Annotated in this window: 2 protein-coding genes; one reads left to right on the plus strand and one right to left on the minus strand. The window is 25.7% G+C overall.

Going from position 1 to position 2,276, the window contains the following annotated elements; all coding sequences use genetic code 11:
• Positions 1-485 (minus strand): class A beta-lactamase (locus CM54_RS13010; protein ID WP_037551379.1); only part of this gene is annotated, 485 nt, incomplete at its 3' end.
• Positions 486-591: 106 nt separating this feature from the next.
• On the opposite strand from CM54_RS13010, the gene blaR1 reads away from it, so the two are divergent.
• Positions 592-2,276 (plus strand): beta-lactam sensor/signal transducer BlaR1 (blaR1, locus tag CM54_RS11715; RefSeq protein WP_037551383.1); only part of this gene is annotated, 1,685 nt, incomplete at its 3' end.

Consider the following 2,276-nt stretch of genomic DNA (forward strand, 5'->3'; position numbering starts at 1 on the left):
TAATTTAATTCTATCTCATATCTAACTGGATTTGTTACTTTATCTCCTAGTTCTTTTAGACGTTGTTTAACTTTTTTGATCCCACCGATTTCTTTTATAATTTTATTGTTTGCTGTATTATCACTATATGTCATTGAAGCCTCAATAAGTTCTTTTAAAGTGATATCTTTTCCTACATATTTTTCTAAAATAGGAGAATAAGCAACTATATCATCTTTGTTAATATGTATTTTTTTATTTAACTTATTATAAGGTACTTGTTCTAACAAAATAGCACTATTTATCGCTTTTGAAGTCGAAGCATAGGCAAATCTCTTATCTGAATTAAATTTTACTTCCTTACCACTTTTAGTATCTAAAGCATAAACACCAATATGAGCATTATATTTTTTTTCTAAATCATTTAACTCTTTGGCATGTGGACTGTTTGAATTACATGCACTTAAAACTAAAGCAATTGCAATTAAAAATATTAACTTTTTCAAAATAAACCCTCCAATATTACAATTGTAATTTTTATAAATAAATAATATTACAATTGTAATATTGGTGTCAATTGTTTATTATAAATATTTGAAAGAAGGTGTCAAAATGGCTAAATTACTAATAACGAGCGTAGTAAGCTTTTGTTTTATATTTCTATTGTTAGTATTTTTTAAGTACATATTAAAACGCTATTTTAATTATAGTTTAAATTATAAAGTTTGGTATCTAACTGTGCTTGCTGGATTAATTCCTTTTATCCCAATTAAATTCTCTTTTATAAAATTTAATAATGTGAATAATCCATCGCCCACAGTTGAAAGTAAGTCACACGACTTGAACCATAACATAAATACCACCAAACCTGTTCAAGAGTTCACAACAGATATCCATAAGTTTAATTGGGATTCAATTGATAATATCTGCACAGTTGTTTGGATAGTTTTAGTTATTATTTTAAGTTTTAAATTTTTGAAATCCTTATTATATCTTAAATATTTAAAGAAACAGTCACTTTATCTAAACGAAAATGAAAAAAATAAAATAGATACGATACTTTTCAACCATCAATATAAAAAAAATATTGTGATTCGAAAAGCAGAGACTATTCAATCTCCAATAACTTTTTGGTATGGGAAATATATTATTTTGATTCCTAGTTCATATTTTAAAAGTGTAATTGATAAAAGACTAAAATATATAATACTGCATGAATATGCTCATGCTAAAAATAGAGATACTTTACATTTAATTATCTTTAATATCTTCTCTATTGTTATGAGTTACAATCCATTAATACATATTGTAAAAAGAAAGATAATTCATGACAATGAAGTAGAAGCCGATAGATTTGTTCTTAATAATATTAACAAAAATGAATTTAAAACTTATGCGGAATCTATTATGGACTCCGTATTAAATATTCCATTTTTTAATAAAAATATATTAAGCCATTCATTCAATGGTAAAAAGTCATTACTCAAAAGAAGATTAATTAATATAAAAGAAGCCAATTTGAAAAAACAGTCCAAATTAATTCCAATTTTTATTTGTATTTTTACTTTTTTGCTCATGGTAATTCAAAGCCAGTTTTTGATGGGGCAATCCATAACTGATTATAATTATAAAAAGCCCTTACAGAACGATCACCAAATTTTAGATGAAAGTAAAAATTTTGGTTCAAATAGTGGATCTTTCGTCATGTACAGCATGAAGAAAGACAAATACTATATTTATAATGAAAAAGAAAGTAGAAAAAGATATTCTCCTGATTCAACTTATAAAATTTATTTAGCGATGTTTGGACTTGACCGTCATATCATAAGTGATAAAAATTCACGTATGTCATGGAATCATAAACATTATCCTTTCGAGTCTTGGAATAAGGAACAAGATTTAAATACAGCAATGCAAAATTCAGTTAATTGGTACTTCGAACGTATTAGTAATCAAATACCAAAGAACTATACTGCGGCTCAACTCAAGCAATTAAATTATGGTAATGAAAATTTGGGAAGTTATAAAAGCTATTGGATGGAAGATAGTTTGAAAATATCTAATCTTGAACAAGTAATAGTTTTTAAAAATATGATGGAACAAAATAACCATTTTAGTAAAAAAGCAAAGAATCAATTATCTTCTTCATTATTGATTAAGAAAAATGAAAAGTATGAACTGTATGGGAAAACAGGTACAGGTATAGTAAACGGGAAGTATAATAATGGGTGGTTTGTAGGTTACGTAATTACAAATCATGATAAGTATTATTTTGCTACACATTTATCAGATGGAAA

Source organism: Staphylococcus sp. TE8 (assembly GCF_000692055.1).
Taxonomy (GTDB): domain Bacteria; phylum Bacillota; class Bacilli; order Staphylococcales; family Staphylococcaceae; genus Staphylococcus; species Staphylococcus capitis.